Origin of the sequence: Escherichia sp. MOD1-EC6819 (assembly GCF_002965765.1) — a bacterium.
Classification (GTDB): Bacteria; Pseudomonadota; Gammaproteobacteria; order Enterobacterales; family Enterobacteriaceae; genus Escherichia; species Escherichia ruysiae.
In genome coordinates, this window is the sequence record NZ_PTRG01000001.1 from 393,143 (window position 1) to 407,611 (window position 14,469).

Genomic DNA, 14,469 nt, shown 5'->3' on the forward strand with positions numbered 1-14,469 from the left:
ATCGCTTATGAAGCCGCTCTCTTCACCGTTACAGCAGTACTGGCAGACCGTTGTTGAGCGGCTGCCAGAGCCTTTAGCCGAGGAATCACTTAGCGCACAGGCGAAGTCAGTACTTACTTTCAGTGATTTTGTGCAGGACAGCGTGATTGCGCATCCAGAGTGGCTGACGGAACTGGAAAGCCAACCGCCGCAGGCCGACGAATGGCAGCATTACGCTGCCTGGTTGCAGGAGGCGCTCAGTAATGTGAGTGACGAAGCCGGGTTAATGCGTGAACTGCGGCTATTCCGGCGGCGCATTATGGTGCGCATCGCCTGGGCGCAAACGCTGGCACTGGTTACTGAAGAGAGCATTTTGCAGCAGCTCAGTCATCTGGCGGAGACGCTGATTGTTGCGGCGCGTGACTGGCTGTATGACGCCTGCTGCCGCGAGTGGGGAACGCCGTGCAATGCGCAGGGCGAAGCGCAACCGCTGCTGATTTTAGGCATGGGTAAGCTGGGCGGTGGGGAGCTGAATTTCTCCTCAGATATCGATCTGATTTTTGCCTGGCCGGAACATGGTTGTACGCAGGGCGGACGCCGGGAACTGGATAATGCGCAGTTTTTTACCCGCATGGGCCAGCGGCTGATTAAAGTGCTGGATCAACCAACGCAGGATGGCTTCGTCTATCGCGTGGATATGCGACTGCGTCCGTTTGGCGAAAGTGGCCCGCTGGTGCTGAGCTTTGCGGCGCTGGAAGATTATTACCAGGAGCAGGGGCGCGACTGGGAGCGTTACGCGATGGTCAAGGCGCGGATTATGGGCGATAGCGAAGGCGTCTATGCTAACGAGTTGCGTGCGATGCTGCGCCCGTTTGTTTTCCGCCGTTACATCGATTTCAGCGTGATTCAGTCGCTGCGCAACATGAAAGGAATGATTGCCCGTGAAGTGCGTAGACGCGGTTTGACCGACAACATCAAACTTGGCGCAGGTGGCATTCGCGAAATTGAATTTATCGTCCAGGTGTTTCAGCTCATTCGCGGCGGGCGTGAACCGTCGCTGCAATCGCGCTCTTTACTACCAACGCTCAGCGCCATTGCCGCGCTGCATCTGCTTTCTGAAAACGATGCTGAACAATTGCGAGTGGCGTATCTGTTCCTGCGGCGTCTGGAAAACCTGCTGCAAAGCATTAACGACGAACAAACCCAGACGCTTCCTTCTGATGAGCTTAATCGTGCGCGGCTGGCGTGGGCAATGGATTTCGCTGACTGGTCGCAACTGACCGGGGCGCTGACCGGACATATGACCAATGTGCGCCGGGTGTTTAACGAATTGATTGGCGACGACGAAAGCGAAACTCAGGAAGAGTCGCTGTCGGAACAGTGGCGTGAGCTGTGGCAGGATGCGTTGCAGGAAGATGACACTACGCCAGTGCTGGCGCATCTTAGCGAAGATGATCGCAAAAAGGTGCTGACGCTGATTGCTGATTTCCGCAAAGAGCTGGATAAGCGCACCATCGGGCCGCGAGGACGTCAGGTGCTCGACCATCTGATGCCACATTTGCTAAGTGATGTCTGTGCGCGTGAAGACGCTGCCGTTACGCTGTCGCGCATTACCGCCTTGTTGGTGGGGATTGTTACTCGCACCACTTATCTTGAGTTGCTTAGTGAATTTCCGGCGGCACTTAAGCATTTGATTTCTCTGTGTGCCGCATCGCCGATGATTGCCAGCCAACTGGCGCGTTATCCATTATTACTGGATGAACTGCTCGATCCAAATACCCTCTACCAACCGACGGCGACCGATGCCTACCGCGATGAGTTGCGCCAGTATTTGCTGCGCGTGCCGGAAGATGACGAAGAGCAACAGCTTGAGGCGCTGCGTCAGTTCAAACAGGCGCAGCTGTTACGCATCGCCGCAGCGGATATCGCCGGTACGCTACCGGTGATGAAAGTGAGCGATCACTTAACCTGGCTGGCGGAAGCCATGATAGATGCTGTCGTTCAGCAGGCGTGGGTTCAAATGGTCGCCCGCTACGGTAAACCGAATCACCTGAACGAACGCGAAGGTCGTGGTTTTGCGGTGGTCGGCTACGGTAAGCTGGGTGGCTGGGAGTTAGGTTACAGTTCCGATCTTGACCTTATCTTCCTCCATGATTGCCCGATGGATGTGATGACCGACGGCGAGCGGGAAATCGACGGGCGGCAATTTTATCTGCGTCTGGCGCAACGCATTATGCATCTGTTCAGTACGCGTACTTCTTCCGGCATTTTGTACGAAGTGGATGCGCGGCTGCGTCCGTCCGGGGCGGCGGGAATGCTCGTGACATCCGCTGAAGCGTTTGCCGATTATCAGAAAAGCGAGGCCTGGACGTGGGAACATCAGGCACTGGTTCGTGCGCGTGTGGTATATGGCGATCCACAGCTCACTGCGCACTTTGACGCGGTGCGTCGGGAAATTATGATGCTGCCGCGTGAAAGTAAAACTCTGCAAACGGAAGTACGGGAAATGCGTGAGAAAATGCGCGCTCATCTCGGCAATAAACATCGCGATCGCTTTGATATCAAAGCCGATGAAGGCGGAATTACCGATATCGAATTTATTACTCAATATCTGGTGTTGCGCTACGCTCATGAAAAACCGAAGTTAACGCGTTGGTCAGACAACGTGCGCATTCTGGAACTGCTGGCGCAAAACGACATTATGGAAGAGCAGGAAGCGATGGCGCTGACCCGTGCTTACACGACGCTGCGCGATGAACTTCATCATCTGGCGTTACAGGAATTACCGGGTCATGTGCCGGATGAGTGCTTCACCGCAGAGCGTGAACTGGTGCGGGCAAGCTGGCAGAAGTGGCTGGTGGAGGAATGAAGTGTGATATTATCGCGCGCAAATTTTGAATCTCTCAGGAGACAGGAATGAAAGTAACGCTGCCAGAGTTTGAACGTGCAGGAGTGATGGTGGTTGGTGATGTGATGCTGGATCGTTACTGGTACGGTCCCACCAGCCGTATCTCGCCGGAAGCGCCGGTGCCCGTGGTTAAAGTTAATACCATTGAAGAACGTCCGGGCGGCGCAGCCAACGTGGCGATGAACATCGCTTCTCTTGGTGCTAACGCTCGCCTGGTCGGGTTGACCGGTATTGATGATGCGGCGCGTGCGCTGAGTAAATCACTGGCGGACGTCAACGTAAAATGCGACTTCGTTTCTGTGCCAACGCATCCGACCATCACCAAACTGCGGGTGCTTTCCCGTAACCAACAGTTGATCCGCCTGGATTTCGAAGAAGGTTTCGAAGGTGTTGATCCGCAGCCGCTGCATGAGCGGATTAATCAGGCGCTAAGTTCGATTGGCGCGCTGGTGCTTTCTGACTACGCCAAAGGTGCGCTGGCAAGCGTGCAGCAGATGATCCAACTGGCGCGTAAGGCGGGCGTTCCGGTGCTGATTGATCCAAAAGGCACCGATTTTGAACGTTACCGTGGCGCTACGCTGCTGACGCCAAATCTCTCAGAATTTGAAGCCGTTGTCGGTAAATGTAAGACCGAAGAAGAGATTGTTGAACGTGGCATGAAACTGATTGCCGATTACGAACTTTCTGCGCTGCTGGTGACCCGTTCAGAGCAGGGTATGTCGCTGCTGCAACCGGGTAAAGCGCCGCTGCATATGCCAACCCAGGCGCAGGAAGTGTATGACGTTACCGGTGCGGGTGACACGGTAATTGGCGTACTGGCGGCAACGCTGGCGGCGGGTAATTCGCTGGAAGAAGCTTGCTTCTTTGCCAATGCGGCGGCGGGCGTAGTGGTCGGCAAACTGGGGACATCCACGGTTTCTCCCATTGAGCTGGAAAACGCGGTGCGTGGACGTGCGGACACCGGCTTTGGCGTGATGACCGAAGAGGAACTGAAGCTGGCTGTAGCGGCGGCGCGTAAACGCGGCGAAAAAGTGGTGATGACCAACGGTGTCTTCGACATCCTACATGCCGGGCATGTCTCCTATCTGGCAAACGCCCGCAAACTGGGTGACCGCCTGATTGTCGCAGTGAACAGCGATGCTTCCACCAAACGACTGAAAGGGGATTCTCGTCCGGTTAACCCGCTCGAACAGCGTATGATTGTGCTGGGCGCACTGGAAGCTGTCGACTGGGTGGTGTCGTTTGAAGAAGACACGCCGCAGCGCCTGATCGCCGGCATCTTGCCAGATCTGCTGGTGAAAGGCGGCGACTATAAACCGGAAGAGATCGCCGGGAGTGAAGAAGTCTGGGCCAACGGCGGTGAAGTGCTGGTGCTCAACTTTGAAGACGGTTGCTCGACGACCAATATCATCAAGAAGATCCAACAGGATAAAAAAGGCTAACCGGAAAGCGGTTCACAGATCTCGTTTCGTACCTGGCAGGCCTATTGACGCTGTTGTTTTTTCAACCTAAAGTAAAGGAACAAGGGTAAGGGAGGATTTCTCCCTCCTCTGATGAGTTGTTAGTAAGTCGGGAAACTTAACAGTAACAACACAACCAGTATGATGACGAACTTCATCATAACCCTTTCCTTCTGTAAGGCTCCTTCCTCGGGAGGGGCTTTCCCGTTTCAGCCCCTTACTGACTCCCCGATTGTTGATGAGCGGCAGACCCCGCGCAATGCTTTTTCTGATGCAGTTTTACCTTCCCCGAGTCGACTCGCAAAACGCTGTAACAAGCTGATCATTTGCACTTTTTAGTGGAACGCAGATATAAAAAATCCCCGGCTTTTTGAGCCAGGGATGTGGATATAAGAAGATTTACTCTACGTTATCTGCGATGGGTATCGATGGAGTCAATGGTGAAGTCAATGCCGCCAGCGAACCGCCTGAAACGCCGATTTCATTGAGGAGAGAGTCAATAAGCGGTGCCTGTGTGCGGTAAGAAAGGGCGGCTGATAACGCCTGTTCTGCCAGATTACCCCCACCAACGCAGCCTGATGTCGCATCACCCGTAGCGCCTCCACGATTCAGTCCATCCACCTGAATTATTTTAATACCGTCGATAGACTTCATCGGTTCTACGGATTTCTCGATTACTGCAGGAAGAGACTGCAACAGCGCCAGCTTGAACTTAAGACTGGTTTGTTCGTCAGAAAGTACGTTGATAGCGTCGTTCAATGCACGTTGTGCTTCCGCTTCCGCCAGGCCTTTTTTACGTGTTGCCTCAGCTAACTCTACGATTGCTGCCGCCTGCATCTCTGCGGCTTCTTTTTCAGCTTTCGCGCGGACGGTCAGTTCGACCGCTTTGGTTTCCGCGTCTTGTGCTGCGGCAATCAGAGCAACCTGCTTGGCACGATCGGCTTCGGCGGTCTGACGAGTTGTTTCCACGTTTTGCTGGGCGCTTACCGCTTCTGCAAGTGCGAGGTTGGCACGCGCTTCCGCTTGTGACTGCTGTTCCGATTTGGCCGCAATAGCGATCGATTTCGTCTGGTTGGCGATTTCGGTGACCTGCTGCTGTTCGATTTCTTTAATGCGAACTTCGCGTTCGGCCTCAACTTTTCTTGAGCGCACGGCCTGTTCGCGGTCGATTTCTGTTTCCTGAATTTGCCGTTCAGCCAGAATACGCGTCTGCTCTGCTTCACGACGACGTTCAGCTTCAAAAGCCGCAATTTTCGCATTCTGCTCTGCGGTGCGGGTTTTAACCTGCTGCTCCTGCTCAAGTGTCATAAACGCTTCTTGCTGTTCAATTTCCAGCTTCCGCGACAGCGCATCACGGTTTTTCTCACGTACTGCGACTTCCACATCCTGTTCAACTTCGTTACGCTCGCGGCGACGGCGTTCTGTTTCCTGCGTCAGCTTGGTTAAACCTTCGGCGTCAAAGGCGTTGTTCGGATTAAAATGTTCTTTAGAGGTCTGGTTAAAGTTGGTAAGTGACACGCTTTCCAGTTCCAGACCGTTTTTCGACAAGTCTTCTGCAACGGTATTTTGCACCCCCTGAACGAAGTTTTCGCGTGTATCCTGTAACTCATGCATGGTCATTTGTGCTGCGGTGGCACGCAGAGCATCGACGAATTTATCTTCGACCAGCATCCGTAAATCTTCCGGCGATAAGGTTCGTTGCCCTAACGTCTGAGCGGCGGTGGCGATGCCTTCTACCGACGGTTTTACCCGCACGAAGAAAGCGACCACGACATCGACACGCATACGATCTTTCGTAATTAAACTATCAATCGTCGAGCGACTGACTTCCAGTTTCAATGTATTCATATTGATAGGGATTATTTCATGGAAGATCGGCATAACAATTGCGCCGCCACTCATAACCACTTTTTGTCCGCCTAATCCGGTACGGACAAATGCCTGCTCGGCAGATGCCCGACGATAAAGTCGCGCGAAAATAATACCAATAATAAATAGAACGCATACGGCAACAATCGCCATAAACATCCAGGAAGGCACTAAATTAACAATATCATCCATTACTAAATTTCCTTTTAATTAAATGTTTATAATATATTTGGCCAGGGGTTTTTTTCAGCTAAATACCGCGTTGAAGAAAGCCGGCAAATAATTAACACCTTGTCACCTTTATTAAAAAAATCACCTTCTTCAGGTTCCAGTAATAAATAGTGTGTTTGACCGAATTGATCGGTGAGTTTTCCTTCACAGGGGTGACCTGAAGTTGCCTGATGACCGGTAATTAATGCCATGCAGCCAATATATTCTTCTTCGGTAATAGCAGAGCTATGGTCACGTGGAACCCAGGGGGCAATTATCTTGCCGGTATAATGCACCATGATAATGGTGAGCAGTAAACTGACTGGAACAACGAACAGATTCGAGAGTGGGGCTTGCCAGAGCAAGATGCAGGTGTGCTGTAGCAAAACGCCAAGCAGTCCAAAGAAACCGGCTAACAGGCAGAGGACGACGAGGGCTGGCAGCCTTCCGATATTGAGATAATGAAACGCTTGACTAATATTACCTGTGGTTATGGAATCGTAATGATCAAGATGTGCATCAAGAGCGCCAGAGAGCATATGGCCACAGATAATGGCAATAATTTCCAACAGACCGATTAATAGTACAAAGGAAATAGCGAAAAGATAAGGTGCGTTATAGTCGGCAAATAAAATCATCAGTCACTCCATCGTCCATTCAGTGACGCATTGTTTATTATGGTATGGTTTCCTTGCTTACATTTGCTCTGACTAATAATAACATATGTTAGTGAGTTCTTAAAAGGAGAAGTCCTTTAATGTTATTTTTTATTTTTAGAAAAAGTGTGATCCTAAACAATATATTTACGCACGTTATGTTTAAAGGCACTACACTGATTAGGGAATACTGAAATCAGAAAAAGCATATAGCCTTAAAAGGTATGCGATAACCGGAGGATGTGCTTATGGATCATAGTCTTAATTCTTTAAATAATTTCGATTTCCTGGCGCGTAGTTTTGCCAGAATGCATTCTGAAGGCCGCCCGGTCGATATTCTGGCCGTCACCGGTAATATGGATGAAGAACATCGGACCTGGTTTTGCGCCCGCTATGCCTGGTATTGCCAGCGGATGACACAGTCAAAAGAACTGGAATTAGAACATTGATATTACGGGCCATTTGGCCCGTTTTTGTGTTGCTTTATTCTGCTTTATCAACGGGTGGGATAGCTGGAGGAGACTGAACTTCTGCTACCGGGTTATTGCGCGCTTCCAATTCACTGATGCGCTGTTCCAGTAACGCCAGTTTCTCACGGGTCCGTAACAGAACCTGCGTCTGAACGTCGAATTCTTCACGGCTCACAAGATCGAGACGCGTCAGCTGCGCCTGGAGGGTTTGGCGGATTTTTTTCTCCACATCTTCCCCGAACTCCCTGATTCCTTTAGGCATTGATTCGTGAACCTGGCGAGCGATTTGCTCAATTTTTTTCGGGTCAATCATTGTAGTTTCCCTGTACTGATAGGTGTTAAGTGCCATTGTAGTGCGATAAGGGTAAGGCATAAACCAGAATTATGTGAACCTATGCGTTGCCGCCGCTAATCATTAGCGTTATAGTGAATCCGCTTATTCTCAGGGCGGGGCGAAATTCCCCACCGGCGGTAAATCAACGTATGAACATTGCTTATGAACATAGTTGAAAGCCCGCGAGCGCTTTGGGTGCAAACTCAAAGGACAGCAGATCCGGTGTAATTCCGGGGCCGACGGTTAAAGTCCGGATGGGAGAGAGTAACGATTCTGTCGGGCATGGACCCGCTCACGTTATTTTGGCTATAAGCCGCCACTCCTAAGACTGCCCTGATTCTGGTAACCATAATTTTAGTGAGGTTTTTTTACCATGAATCAGACGCTACTTTCCTCTTTTGGTACGCCTTTCGAACGTGTTGAAAATGCACTGGCTGCGCTGCGTGAAGGACGCGGTGTAATGGTGCTTGATGATGAAGACCGTGAAAACGAAGGCGATATGATCTTCCCGGCAGAAACGATGACCGTTGAGCAGATGGCGCTGACCATTCGCCACGGTAGCGGTATTGTTTGCCTGTGTATCACCGAAGATCGTCGTAAACAGCTTGATCTGCCGATGATGGTGGAAAATAACACCAGTGCCTATGGCACCGGTTTTACCGTGACCATTGAAGCTGCTGAAGGTGTGACTACCGGTGTTTCTGCCGCTGATCGTATTACAACCGTTCGTGCTGCTATTGCCGATGGCGCGAAACCGTCAGATCTGAATCGTCCGGGCCACGTTTTCCCACTTCGCGCGCAGGCAGGTGGTGTACTGACTCGCGGTGGTCATACTGAAGCGACTATTGATCTGATGACGCTGGCAGGCTTTAAACCGGCAGGTGTACTGTGTGAGTTGACGAATGATGATGGCACCATGGCGCGTGCGCCAGAGTGCATCGAGTTTGCGAATAAACACAATATGGCACTGGTTACCATCGAAGATTTGGTGGCTTATCGTCAGGCACATGAGCGTAAAGCCAGCTGAAAATCGCTGCTTAATTTACCGCGTTAATCAAGAAACCGAAGTTGTTGCTGGCTTCGGTTTTTATTTTGCCTTCATTATGCAATATGTTAATTCCGCTTCTCTTTCTATGAGAAAATTTCATTAATATCAGGCAACCTTTTTCATTATGATCAAAATCATATAATTGTTTCGTTATTATGCGACCATATGAATATATCCGAAAAAGGATATGTGAAATTTATGCGCCAAATGTTTAGTAATGTTAAATGTTAAGGGTAAAAAGGATGTTTATCGCCTGGTACTGGATTGTATTGATTGCGCTGGCTGTGGTGGGTTATTTCCTGCATCTGAAACGTTATTGTCGGGCGTTCCGCCAGGACAGAGACGCACTGCTGGAAGCGCGGAACAAATACTTAAACAGTGCGAGAGAAGAGGCAGCAGAAAAGCTGGAATAGGGCTTTTGTGATGTTTGCAGATGTTGTCCATGCGCCGGACAACATCTGAAGCCGTTTTTAACCAATTCCTGCCGTTTGTAGCAGTACTAAACTGAACCCCATCACTGACATTCCACATAGAACGCCATAGCTGGGGTTATTATTGGGATCAATTTCTTTAGCCAATGGCATTAATTCATCAACGGAAAGTGCGACCATAATACCTGCAACCGCCGCCATGATTGCTGCCATTACCACTGGAGAAATCATGCTACCGAGGATTAACCACGCCAGAACACCACCGAGAATCTCTGCCAGTCCAGAAATCCCTGCCCACAGAATTGCGGTGCGTTTAGACCCCGTTGCCGCGTAAACCGGGCCTGCAACCGCCAGACCTTCAGGAATATTATGCAACGCCACTGCCAGAGCGATACCAAAGCCCAGCTCCAGGTTACTGCTCGCTGTGACAAAGGTGGCAATCCCTTCCGGGAAGTTATGCAGGCTGATACCCAGAGTGAGCAGAATAGCAGTGCGCTTGATTGATTTTGGTAGCGGCTGCACTGATTTTTGCATTAAATCCTGCGGGTGAGCATGTGGCAACATGCGGTCCAGGCCAAAATAGCCCAGCAAACCAACGATAAACATACCGTAGCCCAGCACAGGCGACATCCCTTCGGCGGCTAATGCGGCAGGAAGCATCTCCATTAATGAGATGAGCAACATAATTCCCGCCGCAAATCCCAGCGAAAACGCCAGCAGTCGGTTTGAGGGTTTTTGTCCAAGAACGCCGAGAAACGCGCCAATAAACGTGGCTGCCCCCGCCAGTATGGTCAGAATGAGAGGTACTGACATCGACAACTCCTTATAATTCTTCAACTTCAGGTGGAGCTTCAAAATAACTGATGATGATCATCATGGTTATCTGGGTTCTTCGCCCACCGAACAAGCGTATTGTGAGGATATCAAAATGACACCTTCAATTAAGGATATCATCATGTCTTCAACGCGTATGCCAGCATTGTTTTTAGGTCACGGTAGCCCGATGAACGTGCTGGAAGATAATTTATATACCCAGGCCTGGCAGCGGCTAGGCGAGACATTGCCGCGCCCGAAAGCGATAGTCGCTATTTCTGCGCACTGGTTTACCCGTGGCACGGGAGTAACAGCAATGGAAACGCCACCGACAATTCATGACTTTGGCGGCTTTCCTCAGGCGTTATACGAAACGCATTATCCGGCTCCGGGTTCACCTGCTTTGGCACAGCGACTGGTCGAATTGCTGGCGCCAGTACCTGTTACCCTGGATAAAGAAGCCTGGGGTTTTGACCACGGTTCCTGGGGCGTGCTGATTAAGATGTATCCTGACGCTGACATCCCGCTGGTGCAGTTGAGTATCGATAGTACTAAACCCGCCGCCTGGCATTTCGAAATGGGACGTAAGCTGGCGGCGCTGCGCGATGAAGGGATAATGTTAGTTGCCAGTGGCAACGTGGTGCATAACCTGCGCACGGTGAAGTGGCATGGCGATAGTTCACCGTACCCGTGGGCGATGTCGTTCAATGAGTATGTGAAAGCGAATCTGACGTGGCAAGGGGCGGTTGAAGAGCATCCACTAGTGAACTACCTCGACCATGAAGGTGGGGCGTTATCGAACCCAACACCGGAACACTTTCTGCCACTGTTGTATGTGTTAGGTGCGTGGGATGGTCAGGAGCCGGTGACTGTTCCGGTTGATGGTATAGAGATGGGCAGTTTAAGCATGTTGTCGGTGCAGGTAGGCTAAAAGATGAGAAGAACCGAAGCCACATTGCTGGCTTCGGTTCTCGTTACCTTACTTTTGCAGCAGCTTGAGTCCCCATGCGCCGCTCATCACTAGCAGCAGTAATAAACAGAGACCAAAAGCCAACATACAGGCCTGTGCCATGTTCATAAAGTGCCACGGCGGTAGCAGATACCAGCCTTCAGATTGCTGATACATCTCTACAAACCACTGCTGCATACTACTCAGTGTGACGCCATCGGGAACGATTGGCGCGTCATAGCCACAATCTCCGGTCGGTTTGAACCAGTTTGGTGCCCACTGTGCAAGCGGCAGGTTAAAGGGGAAAGTGGGATCGGTAGAGCAACCCTGTACGCCAAACAGTGAATCGGGATCCGGGTTATGCACCGCATGGTGGATATCGTTCAGTTTGAGTGAAAACTTCAGTCCCATAATGCTGCCGTAAAATGCCATCACGCAGCCAATCAACTTAAGGACGATATTCTTCGGGTTGATCGCCGCAACCAATCCTCCAATAACCATTACAAACATGGCGTAGCGAATGTAAACGCATTGTTCGCATGGTGCCATGTAGAGATAGATTTGGAAGAACGAGTGCGCGAGGATAATCAGCGCGCCCATCGCAGCGGCCATTAACAACCACAAAAAGCGTTGTTCCTGCCATTTGACCAGCGTGTTCACCGGTGATGTGCGTAGGTCTTTCCACATTCCCTTAATACCCATAGCCTGTTTCCCTGTTATTTGCTTGCTAACTCGCGGATAAGGTCTGCCATCGCATCAATGGATTTAATACTCTTGGTGTAGATCAAGTACTTACCATTAACGACATAGGCCGGAACCCCCTGGATTTTGGCGACTTCATAAGAGGCTTTCCATTTTTCCAGTGTTTCTTGTACCGCTGGCTCTTTCAGTGCTGCTTCAAAATCCGCCTGGCTCATACCTGCGGCATCCAGACCGGTTTTGATAAAGGCAGCGGGATCTTTGCCGTCAGACCAGCGTTCTTTTTTGTCGTGATATGCCGCGTAGTAGGCAAACTTGGCCTTCTTAAACTGAGAGTTAGCATCAAATAAGGAAATGCCTGCTGCTTTATCTTTATTGATCAATACTGCAAATACTTCGCTTGCTTGTTTGCCGTATTCACCTTTGGTTTCCAGATGAAAAGGCGTGAAAGCAACGACGTCTTTCACTTTTTCAGAGACAGGGCCAGTCACTGCTTTGTCATACTTGTAGCAGAACGGGCAGGCATAACTGAACACTTTAATCAGCGTTTTATCAGCATTCGGAATCGGTTTTTCCAGAACCATATAATCCGTGCCTTCGGTGAATGCAGATGCGGTAAATGAAACCGCCAGAGCTGCGGTCAGCAGTACACTTTTAAACAGTGATGAGATCCCTAATTTCGACATTTTTTATTCCCTTCTTAATTATTTAAACATCTGCTGTGGACGGACTAACAGCGCACGATAGTGAGTCTGGTTGGGTTTATCAGACAGCACGTCGATTTCCACTTTCACTTCTTTGGTTTTGTAATCTATTTCGTTCAACTTACCGACGGTTGGCTGCCCGACATCGAACAAATGAATAGAACCACCGAAGCCAAACATGGTGTTGCGGTCGGCTTGATATTCAATGATAGAGGTGATTGGGCTATAGAAATCGTAGCCACGTTCTTTACCGTATTCCCAAACTTGCTGAACGGTGCCTTTCTTCTCATCAATCTTATATTCCACAAAGCGGGAATATTTCATGGTTGGTAAGGCAGGTTGTTCCAGATGGCGACCGTCGCCATTATCAAAGATAGTGAGCGTACCTTTACTGGAAATCCAGGCGGTATGCTGGGTGTAGGTAAAGTCGAAGTCTGAGTTTTCACACAGACCGTTTTCGTTACACGTAATAGGTTTACCGTTAGCATCAACTGGTTTCAGCAGCTTGCTAGCCAGTGGTTTTTCCCAGCCTTTCGATGGCGCAAGGATCCATTTCACTTGCTTATCACGACCAATCTTCACTACGCCCTGATGACGAGAGGAGAGAATAATTGAGTCATCTTTTGCGTCATAAGCGATGGAATTAACGTGCGCCCAGTTACGGCCTGGCCCTACACCCAGAGCGTCGCCAAACGGTGTATCTGGTTCCAGTTTTGCCTGTTGTCCTGCATGGGCAAGGTCAACGTTAACGCAAACTGCACCTGCATCCAGCGCGCCGAGCAGTGCATCGCGTTTCGGATCGAGGATCTTCGTCAGATCCCATACATCGACAACGCGACCAGATTTATCGACTTCGAGGATATGGTCACGAATGGTGGTGACGTGTACGCCGTCATCGCGACGATAGTTACTCTTACCTACGCGCAACAGTACCGTGCCATTTGGCGTCTCAATGGATTCATGAGTGGCGTCAGCGAATCCGCGCGGCAGTTTATGATCTTCCAGCACCTGACCCATCATGTCGAACTCGTACCAGTGCTGACCCTGTACTGCGGTAAAGGTGCCGCGTGGCGTTTCGCGGATGCCCATCAGATAACCACGCTTGTTGATATCGCGGTCACGACCATCGTAGAAGGTGTCTTGATCCAGCCACCAGCGGTATTCACCTTCGGTATCGACGATAAAGGTGAATGGCGCGATATCAAAAGGCAGTGCGCCGGTTGCCGGACCCGCATCGAGGATCCCGGCATTTTTATCTTTCTCACCATGCCAGTGGAGGTCGGAACCTTGCGCAGTAAAGGTATGGGTATTAACCAGATAGAGGCGGTCTTCAAAACCTGGCGCGACTTTAACAACTTTGGTTTGCTGTAGGTCGGAGATGGAGCGGTTATCCATGTAATTATTGACGATGGCGGAAGTCTGCACCACGTAATCATCTTTCATGGCCTTACCGTTTTCTTTCCACTCAACGGTTACTTTGTTAGCAAATTTCTGGTAAAGACCAAAAATCGGTACACCATCGTAAGTTTTTAGTGACTCCTGACCCACGTGATAGCTGATTTCAACGCCTTTTTCGCCTTTCCCGTGGACGGTAACTTTGACGTCAGAAATGGCATGGCTATCTAAATCAACCACAGCAGTCAGAGGAGCATTACCGTAGGGATCAACGATGACTGCGCCGAGTTGCCCGGCAGGTGGTGCAGGTTTAAAACCTGCTGCCATCACCCCTGATGCTGACAAACCCAGAGTTATCGCCACAGCTCCGGCTACCAGAGTTTTTCTATATTTATCAAACATGGATATATCTCCTTATATAACGCAAATATATAATAATGATGAATATCGACTGTTGAGATGGTACTAATAAATTCATTTGACGAATGAAAGTGTATTTCTAATAGTTGTTATAAATGCTTTTTTACTTGATTTAGATTTTTGT

The 14,469-nt window shown here is 50.1% G+C and carries 14 protein-coding genes and 1 riboswitch; of the genes, 6 read left to right on the forward strand and 8 right to left on the reverse strand.

The annotated features are described in order from the left end of the window. Positions 1–7: 7 nt before the first annotated feature. Complete coding sequence (gene glnE, locus A7Z06_RS01995; RefSeq protein WP_010347870.1) at positions 8–2,848, forward strand: bifunctional [glutamate--ammonia ligase]-adenylyl-L-tyrosine phosphorylase/[glutamate--ammonia-ligase] adenylyltransferase; 2,841 nt, start codon at positions 8–10, stop codon at positions 2,846–2,848. 47 nt (positions 2,849–2,895) lie between these two features. Further along, on the forward strand, positions 2,896–4,329 hold the full coding sequence (gene hldE / locus A7Z06_RS02000; protein ID WP_000869176.1) for a bifunctional D-glycero-beta-D-manno-heptose-7-phosphate kinase/D-glycero-beta-D-manno-heptose 1-phosphate adenylyltransferase HldE: 1,434 nt from the start codon (positions 2,896–2,898) through the stop codon (positions 4,327–4,329). Positions 4,330–4,448: 119 nt separating this feature from the next. Here hldE and ibsE read toward each other — a convergent pair whose 3' ends face one another. The 3 genes from ibsE to A7Z06_RS02020 all read right to left on the reverse strand — a co-directional run bounded on the left by ibsE (position 4,449) and on the right by A7Z06_RS02020 (position 7,064). After that, complete coding sequence (gene ibsE / locus A7Z06_RS02005; protein WP_001387082.1) at positions 4,449–4,508, reverse strand: type I toxin-antitoxin system Ibs family toxin; 60 nt, start codon at positions 4,506–4,508, stop codon at positions 4,449–4,451. 238 nt (positions 4,509–4,746) lie between these two features. Then, positions 4,747–6,408: a flotillin family protein gene (locus A7Z06_RS02015; RefSeq protein ID WP_000341010.1), complete on the reverse strand. Its 1,662-nt coding sequence runs from the start codon at positions 6,406–6,408 to the stop codon at positions 4,747–4,749. A gap of 26 nt (positions 6,409–6,434) precedes the next feature. Then, positions 6,435–7,064: an OB-fold-containig protein gene (locus tag A7Z06_RS02020; RefSeq protein WP_000599919.1), complete on the reverse strand. Its 630-nt coding sequence runs from the start codon at positions 7,062–7,064 to the stop codon at positions 6,435–6,437. A 266-nt stretch (positions 7,065–7,330) separates the two neighbouring features. Here A7Z06_RS02020 and glgS point away from each other — a divergent pair, with 266 nt between their 5' ends. Continuing rightward, on the forward strand, positions 7,331–7,531 hold the full coding sequence (glgS, locus tag A7Z06_RS02025; RefSeq protein ID WP_010348753.1) for a cell surface composition regulator GlgS: 201 nt from the start codon (positions 7,331–7,333) through the stop codon (positions 7,529–7,531). A 34-nt stretch (positions 7,532–7,565) separates the two neighbouring features. Here glgS and ubiK read toward each other — a convergent pair whose 3' ends face one another. Further along, complete coding sequence (gene ubiK / locus A7Z06_RS02030; RefSeq protein WP_010347865.1) at positions 7,566–7,865, reverse strand: ubiquinone biosynthesis accessory factor UbiK; 300 nt, start codon at positions 7,863–7,865, stop codon at positions 7,566–7,568. A gap of 121 nt (positions 7,866–7,986) precedes the next feature. Then, positions 7,987–8,156, forward strand: a riboswitch (FMN riboswitch). 103 nt (positions 8,157–8,259) lie between these two features. On the opposite strand from ubiK, the gene ribB reads away from it, so the two are divergent. Together ribB and yqiD are read left to right on the forward strand one after the other, a co-directional pair. Continuing rightward, positions 8,260–8,913, forward strand: a complete 654-nt coding sequence (gene ribB, locus A7Z06_RS02035; protein WP_001076997.1) for a 3,4-dihydroxy-2-butanone-4-phosphate synthase — start codon at positions 8,260–8,262, stop codon at positions 8,911–8,913. A gap of 263 nt (positions 8,914–9,176) precedes the next feature. Then, entirely contained in the window at positions 9,177–9,347 is a 171-nt protein-coding gene (yqiD, locus tag A7Z06_RS21780) for a protein YqiD (RefSeq protein WP_000469260.1), read from the forward strand. A gap of 57 nt (positions 9,348–9,404) precedes the next feature. Here the strand turns inward: yqiD and zupT are convergent, their stop codons facing one another. Beyond that, positions 9,405–10,178, reverse strand: coding sequence for a zinc transporter ZupT (gene zupT, locus A7Z06_RS02045; RefSeq protein WP_000115866.1), 774 nt, complete (start codon positions 10,176–10,178; stop codon positions 9,405–9,407). A 142-nt stretch (positions 10,179–10,320) separates the two neighbouring features. Between zupT and ygiD the strand changes: the two genes are divergently transcribed. Continuing rightward, entirely contained in the window at positions 10,321–11,109 is a 789-nt protein-coding gene (gene ygiD, locus A7Z06_RS02050; RefSeq protein ID WP_010347856.1) for a 4,5-DOPA-extradiol-dioxygenase, read from the forward strand. Positions 11,110–11,157: 48 nt separating this feature from the next. Here the strand turns inward: ygiD and dsbI are convergent, their stop codons facing one another. Genes dsbI through A7Z06_RS02065 form a run of 3 tightly spaced genes read right to left on the reverse strand, consistent with a single transcriptional unit; the run spans position 11,158 to position 14,327 of the window. Continuing rightward, positions 11,158–11,829 carry a protein-disulfide oxidoreductase DsbI gene (gene dsbI / locus A7Z06_RS02055; protein ID WP_000511509.1) on the reverse strand — a complete coding sequence of 224 codons (672 nt, stop codon included), beginning with the start codon at positions 11,827–11,829 and terminating at the stop codon, positions 11,158–11,160. Positions 11,830–11,843: 14 nt separating this feature from the next. Continuing rightward, positions 11,844–12,512, reverse strand: coding sequence for a thiol:disulfide interchange protein DsbA/DsbL (locus A7Z06_RS02060; RefSeq protein ID WP_000040018.1), 669 nt, complete (start codon positions 12,510–12,512; stop codon positions 11,844–11,846). Between the two features lie 18 nt (positions 12,513–12,530). Further along, positions 12,531–14,327: an aryl-sulfate sulfotransferase gene (locus tag A7Z06_RS02065; protein WP_000459857.1), complete on the reverse strand. Its 1,797-nt coding sequence runs from the start codon at positions 14,325–14,327 to the stop codon at positions 12,531–12,533. Positions 14,328–14,469: the final 142 nt, after the last annotated feature.

What these genes read in the sequence shown, in the direction of transcription:
- glnE (WP_010347870.1), top strand. Translation starts at nt 8, where the DNA reads ATGAAGCCGCTCTCTTCACCGTTACAGCAGTACTGGCAGACCGTTGTT.
- hldE (WP_000869176.1), top strand. Translation starts at nt 2,896, where the DNA reads ATGAAAGTAACGCTGCCAGAGTTTGAACGTGCAGGAGTGATGGTGGTT.
- A7Z06_RS02015 (WP_000341010.1), bottom strand. Translation starts at nt 6,408, where the DNA reads ATGGATGATATTGTTAATTTAGTGCCTTCCTGGATGTTTATGGCGATT.
- A7Z06_RS02020 (WP_000599919.1), bottom strand. Translation starts at nt 7,064, where the DNA reads ATGATTTTATTTGCCGACTATAACGCACCTTATCTTTTCGCTATTTCC.
- glgS (WP_010348753.1), top strand. Translation starts at nt 7,331, where the DNA reads ATGGATCATAGTCTTAATTCTTTAAATAATTTCGATTTCCTGGCGCGT.
- ubiK (WP_010347865.1), bottom strand. Translation starts at nt 7,865, where the DNA reads ATGATTGACCCGAAAAAAATTGAGCAAATCGCTCGCCAGGTTCACGAA.
- ribB (WP_001076997.1), top strand. Translation starts at nt 8,260, where the DNA reads ATGAATCAGACGCTACTTTCCTCTTTTGGTACGCCTTTCGAACGTGTT.
- yqiD (WP_000469260.1), top strand. Translation starts at nt 9,177, where the DNA reads ATGTTTATCGCCTGGTACTGGATTGTATTGATTGCGCTGGCTGTGGTG.
- zupT (WP_000115866.1), bottom strand. Translation starts at nt 10,178, where the DNA reads ATGTCAGTACCTCTCATTCTGACCATACTGGCGGGGGCAGCCACGTTT.
- ygiD (WP_010347856.1), top strand. Translation starts at nt 10,321, where the DNA reads ATGTCTTCAACGCGTATGCCAGCATTGTTTTTAGGTCACGGTAGCCCG.
- dsbI (WP_000511509.1), bottom strand. Translation starts at nt 11,829, where the DNA reads ATGGGTATTAAGGGAATGTGGAAAGACCTACGCACATCACCGGTGAAC.
- A7Z06_RS02060 (WP_000040018.1), bottom strand. Translation starts at nt 12,512, where the DNA reads ATGTCGAAATTAGGGATCTCATCACTGTTTAAAAGTGTACTGCTGACC.
- A7Z06_RS02065 (WP_000459857.1), bottom strand. Translation starts at nt 14,327, where the DNA reads ATGTTTGATAAATATAGAAAAACTCTGGTAGCCGGAGCTGTGGCGATA.